Source organism: Mammaliicoccus sp. P-M58 (genome assembly GCF_022386165.1).
Taxonomy (GTDB): domain Bacteria; phylum Bacillota; class Bacilli; order Staphylococcales; family Staphylococcaceae; genus Mammaliicoccus; species Mammaliicoccus sciuri.
Window position 1 is genome coordinate 49288 of the sequence record NZ_JAJNJI010000016.1, and the last position, 6764, is coordinate 56051.

At 35.1% G+C, this 6764-nt stretch carries 3 protein-coding genes; all 3 read left to right on the top strand.

The features are described 5' to 3' along the window. Nucleotides 1-40 precede the first annotated feature (40 nt). Complete coding sequence (locus tag LQ694_RS14365; RefSeq protein ID WP_096791698.1) at nucleotides 41-1930, top strand: beta-glucoside-specific PTS transporter subunit IIABC; 1890 nt, start codon at nucleotides 41-43, stop codon at nucleotides 1928-1930. 13 nt (nucleotides 1931-1943) lie between these two features. Next, the gene (locus LQ694_RS14370; protein ID WP_058612616.1) at nucleotides 1944-3386 is read left to right on the top strand and encodes a 6-phospho-beta-glucosidase; all 1443 of its coding nucleotides are present in this window, start codon (nucleotides 1944-1946) and stop codon (nucleotides 3384-3386) included. A gap of 281 nt (nucleotides 3387-3667) precedes the next feature. Beyond that, nucleotides 3668-6764: plasmin-sensitive LPXTG-anchored glycoprotein Pls (pls, locus tag LQ694_RS14375; RefSeq protein WP_239772155.1), on the top strand; the 3097-nt coding region annotated here is incomplete at its 3' end.

Here is a 6764-nt window from a genome sequence, read left to right on the forward strand (position 1 = left end):
GTGTATACAAAATAGAATATAGATTAATTGAGGTGTAATTATGTCAAACAAGAACGAAAGAATTGCTAAAGAAATTCTTGATGTTATTGGCGGGGAAGATAACGTTCTTAAAAGTACTCATTGTGCGACACGACTAAGACTCGTACTAAAAAGATCAGATCCAACTGCTAAAGAAAAAGTTAAGAAAATAGAAGGTGTTGTGACTGTTGTTGAAAATAATGGTCAATTTCAAATTGTTATTGGAAATAATGTAAGTGATGTATATAAATCATTTGAAAAGTTATTAGGTAACACTAATGATCAGCAGAATAATGAAGCACCTGAAGAAAAAGGTAGTGTTCTAAATAGAATCATTGCCACAATGTCAGCAGTATTTGCGCCATTTATTTATATTTTAGCTGCTGCAGGTATATTACAAGGTTTACTTATCTTAATAAATTTGATTGTGCCTTCATTTGCTAAAACGGGAACTTATGAGGTATTTAACTTTATATCATGGGCACCATTTACATTTTTACCTATTTTTATTGCAATAACAGCTTCAAAACATTTCAACGTAAACATGTACATAGCTATTGCATGCTCGGCTGCTTTAGTCAGTCCTGATTTTTCAGCAATTCTTGATAGAATCGGTGATGGAGAAACGGTGAGATTGTTTGGTATGCCACTAACTGAAACAGCATACACATCATCTGTACTACCGCCATTACTTCTTGTTTGGATTTTATCTTACTTAGAAAAATTCCTTAATAAGACGATACATGAAGTGGTTAGACCATTGTTTGTACCATTTCTTTCAATAATTATTATGGTACCAGTGACATTGTTAGTAATTGGTCCTATTTCAACTCTAGCGGCACATGGTATTGCAAATGGTTATAATTCGTTGGTAGAAATTGCGCCTTGGCTTGCCGGAGCAATTATAGGTGGTGTATGGCAAGTATTTGTAATATTTGGCGTACATTGGGGTATCACACCAGTGGTACTTGCTAACTTTGAACAATATGGAAGTGATTCATTCCAAGCTTATCAAACAATTGCTGTTATAGCGCAAGTTGGAGCAGTTGTAGGGGTGGTCATTAAAGCGAAGACTCAAGAAGTAAAGAGAGTAGCATCATCAGCTGGTATAACAGGTATATTTGGTATAACAGAACCAGCTATTTATGGTGTTAACTTAAGATTTAAGAAACCATTTATTATTGCATGTATTAGTGGTGCAATAGGAGCGTTTGTTGCAAGTTTCTTTAATCCGAAATATTATGCATACGCTGGATTACCGGGACCATTAACGATAGTAAATGGTTATAATGCTGATAATGCATCATCTATATGGGGAATTTTAATAGGTACTGCAATTGCGATTGTTCTACCTATCATATTAATTCAGATTTTTGGATATGGTGAAGATACGACAGAACAAGTTGAAGATGCAGATGCAAATCAATCCAATACAGTCGTTCAAAATGAAAAACTAGAACTAGATATTAAAGCACCAGTTGTAGGAAATCTTGTACAACTTGAAGATGTTCCAGATCCTGTATTCTCAGAAGGATTAATGGGAAAAGGTATTGCAATTGAGCCAGCTCATAATACGATCTGTAGCCCTGTTGATGGGAAGATTAGCATGATTGCACCATCTAAACACGCAATTGGGATAAATACTTTAGATGGAGTAGAAATATTGATTCATATTGGTTTAGAAACAGTAGAACTTAATGGTAAAGGATTCGAAGTATTAGTGTCAGAAGGCGACGCAATTTCAACTGGAACACCACTTATAGAATTTGATAAATCATCATTAGAAGAGCAAGGTTATAACACAATAACGCCAATTATAGTGACAAATAGTGCAGAATTTAGTGAAGTAATACCATCTACAAAATCAAAAATAGATAAAGACGATATTATTTTAAATATTATTAAAAAATAAAGGAGCGTTTCAAATGGCTAAATTAAACAAAGATTTTTTATGGGGTGGCGCTTTAGCTGCTAATCAATTTGAAGGTGGATATGATCAAGGTGGTAAAGGGTTAAGTGTTCACGATGTGATGACTGCTGGCGAGCATGGTAAAGCACGTGAAATTACTGAAAAGGTTGAAGCTGACAAATACTATCCTAACCATGAAGGTATTGATTTTTATAATAGATATAAAGAAGATATTGGTCTGTTCAATGAAATGGGATTAAAATGTTTAAGAACATCAATCGCATGGACACGTATTTTTCCAAATGGTGATGAAACAGAGCCGAATGAAGAAGGTCTAAAGTTCTATGATAATGTGATAGATGAGCTTTTAAAATATAACATTGAACCTGTATTAACGTTATCTCATTTTGAAATGCCATTACACTTAGCAAGAGAATATGGTGGTTTTAGAAATCGTAAAGTTGTAGACTTTTTCGTGCATTTTGCTGAAACTGTCTTCAATCGTTATAAAGATAAAGTGAAATATTGGATGACATTTAACGAGATTAATAACCAAATGGATACAAGTAATCCTATTTTCTTATGGACGAATTCAGGTGTCACTTTAACAGAAGAAGATGATGCTGAAGAAGTGCTATATCAAGTTGCACATAACGAATTAATCGCAAGTGCACTTGCTGTATCAAAAGGTAAAGAAATTAATCCAAACTTTGTGATTGGAAACATGATTTCTCACGTACCTATATATCCATATTCATGTAATCCTAAAGATATTTTAGAAGCGGAAGTTGCAAGTCGTTTGAGATATTTCTTTCCAGATGTTCAAGTAAGAGGATATTACCCAGGTTATGCATTAAAAATGTTCGAGAAAAAAGGTTACGACATAAAGTGGCAAGAAGGCGATGATGAAATCTTAAAAAATGGTACGGTAGATTATATCGGTTTCAGTTACTATATGTCAACAGTCGTTAAACATGATGCAGAACAAAGTGTTGAAGGCAATGTTGTGAATGGTGGATTACCAAATTCAGTAGAGAATCCATATATTAAAGTCAGTCAATGGGGTTGGGCAATAGATCCAATTGGTTTACGATATACTTTAAATGCTTTGTATAATCGCTATCAGTTACCATTATTTATCGTTGAAAATGGCTTCGGTACAACAGATGAATTTAAAGAAGACGGTACGATAGATGACCAAGAAAGAATCGATTACTTGAGAGAACATATTCAAGCGTCAATAGAAGCGGTTGATGAAGATGGCGTTGAACTAATGGGTTATACACCATGGGGCGTCATTGATATCGTGTCATTTACAACTGGTGAAATGAAAAAACGATATGGGTTAATTCACGTAGATCGTGATAACGCTGGTGAAGGAACATTAAAACGTACTAAGAAGAACTCATTCTATTGGTATAAAAATGTCATCGATACAAACGGTGAAGAACTTAAATAATAAAATATTATAGTGAATTAATCTCTTGTCATATTAAATGACAAGAGATTTTTTTATGTTGTAAACAGGAAATTTTGTAAATATGTTCTTACTTAAATTTATAAGAAAAATATATGTTGTATTAAACAACGTTGTACAACACAAAATATATTTATTGATATTTTCTTTTGAATTTAAATATTGTTTTATTTAAATTCGAAAAGTATAATTACACTTGATAAGTGCTCTATAAATTAAAAAACTTATCAATAGAAAATGATATAGCATAGGAGGAATGTAGAATGAAGAAAAAGCCGAAAGCAAGTAAGGGAAAATTAGATTTTATCCCTAATAGGCTTAATAAGTATTCTATTAGAAAATTTACTGTAGGAACTGCTTCTATTTTAGTGGGAGCTACTTTACTTTTCGGGATAGGTGAAGAAGCAAAAGCGGATGAACAACAAAATAATTCTGTACAATCACAGTCAAATAATTTAAATGATGATGGACAATCTGAAGAGACTATAGAAAAACAAACATCAATAGAAAAACAAAATGTAGATCAAGAGAGCACAGAAGAAAATGCAACTAATGAACAAGATGTCACTAAAGAAGAACAAACAGAAGAAGCACCATCAACTGAAGAAGCAAACAAAGTAGAAACAGAAGAAGCACCAACTGCTGAAGAAGCAAACAAAGTAGAAACAGAAGAAGTGCCAACAGCTGAAGAAACAAACAAAGTAGAAACAGAAGAAGCGCCAACAGCTGAAGAAACAGACAAAGCAGCAACAGAAGAAGCACCATCAATTGAAGAAACAGACAAAGCAGCAACAGAAGAAGCGCCGAAAGCTGAAGAAACAAACAAAGTAGAAACAGAAGAAGCGCCAACAGCTGAAGAAACAGACAAAGTAGAAACAGAAGAAGCGCCAACAGCTGAAGAAACAGACAAAGCAGAAACAAAAGAAGTGCCAACAGCTGAAGAAACAGACAAAGCAGAAACAAAAGAAGCAGCAACATCTGAAGAAACAAACAAAGTAGAAACGGAAAAAGCACCAGCACTTGAAGACACTAATGCTAAGGGCAATTCAAATGCTCAACCAGCAGAAACTGAGAGAACTCAAGTTGTAGATACAGTTGCTAAAGATTTATATAATAAATCTGATGTTACAGAAGAAGAAAAAGCTGAAATTGAAAAAGTATTACCAAAAGATATTTCAAATTTATCTAATAAAGAAATTAAAAATATAGCATTAAGCGAAGCACTTAAAGAAACAGCTAACAAAGAAAACGCACAACCAAGAGCAACATTCCGTTCAGTAAGCAGCAATGCCAGAACAACAAATGTTAACAATTCAGCAACAGCATTAAGAGCAGCTGCACAAAACTCAGTTACTAAAAAAGGAACTGGTAATTTTAATGAATACGGGGATATCGTCCATAGAGAATATCCAGAAGAGTTTCCAGGAGAGGGAGTTTTAACAGCGATAAATCCTGTTAATAAACCGAATACAGGAACTAAAGGTGCATTAGAATATAAAGATAAAATAGATTTCAATAAAGACTTTACAATTACTGTTCCAGTAGCGAACAATAACCAAGGTAATACAACAGGAGCAGATGGTTGGGGCTTCATCTTTACTCAAGGAAATGGCCAAGACTTTTTAAACCAAGGTGGTATTTTAAGAGATAAAGGTATGGCAAATGCATCTGGGTTTAAGATTGATACGTCATACAATAATGTTAATGGTAAAGCTGATGAAATCGATGCAGATAAGAAAAATAATTTAAGTCAAATCGGTGGAGTCAAAATTGGTTACGGTACATTTGTAAAAAATGATGCAAGTGGATTAACAAAGCAAGTAGGATCAAATGCGCTCAATTCTAAAGACAAGCCAGTGAACAAAATTCAATATGCAGATAATACAACGAATCATAATGATGGAAAATACCATGGCCAAAGATTAAATGATGTAGTGTTAAATTACGATGCAGCAACAAGTACTGTAACAGCTACATATGCTGGTAAGACTTGGACAGCTACTACAGCTGATTTAGGAATCGATAAATCTCAAAAATATAATTTCTTAATCACTTCAAGTCATATGCAAAATAGATATTCTTATGGAATAATGAGAACAAATCTTGAAGGTGTTACAATTACAACGCCACAAGCTGATTTAATTGATGATGTGGAAGTAACGAAAGAACCAATTCCTCATAAAACTATTCGTGAATTTGATCCAACATTAAAACCAGGAACACCTGATGTTATCGTACAAAAAGGTGAAGATGGAGAAACAACAACAACTACACCAACTAAAGTTGACCCTGATACAGGAGATGTAGTTGAACGTGGTGAACCAACAACAGAAGTAACAAAAAATCCAGTAGACGAGATTGTACACTTTGCACCTGAAGCAGTACCGCAAGGTCACAAAGATGAGTTCGATCCAAGCTTACCAGTAGACGGTACAGAAGAAGTACCAGGTAAACCAGGAATTAAGAACCCAGATACAGGAGAAGTGGTAACACCGCCAGTAGACGATGTCACAAAACATGGTCCAGTACCAGGTGAACCAATTGTGACGAAAGATCCAATTCCGTTTGAAACAAAACGAGAGTTTAATCCGGACTTACCACCAGGTACAGAACAAGTGAAACAACCAGGTAAGAATGGTGAGAAAACAACAACGACACCAACAACGAAAAATCCATTAACAGGAGAAAAAGTTGGTGAAGGTGAACCAACAACAGAAATCACGACGCCACCAACAGATGAAATCATCGAATATGGTGGAGAAGCAGTACCACCAGGACATCAAGACGAATTTGATCCAAACTTACCAGTAGGTGAAACAGAAGAAGTTCCGGGTACACCAGGTGTTAAAAATCCAAATACAGGAGAAATCGTGACACCGCCGGTGGACAGTGTGACAAAACATGGTCCAGTCCCAGGTGAACCAATTGTGACGAAAGATCCAATTCCGTTTGAAACAAAACGAGAGTTTAATCCGGACTTACCACCAGGTACAGAACAAGTGAAACAACCAGGTAAAAATGGTGAGAAAACAACAACGACACCAACAACGAAAAATCCATTAACAGGAGAAAAAGTTGGTGAAGGAGAACCAGTAACTGAAATTACAACACCACCAACAAATGAAATTGTAGAATATGGTGGAGAAGCAGTACCACCAGGACATCGTGATGAGTTCGATCCAAATTTACCAGTAGGTGAAACAGAAGAAGTACCAGGTAAACCAGGAATTAAGAACCCAGATACAGGAGAAGTGGTAACACCACCGGTTGACGATGTCACAAAACATGGTCCAAAAGCAGGCGAACCAGAGGTTACTAAGGAAGAAATTCCATTTGAGAAGAAACGTGAATTCAATCCAG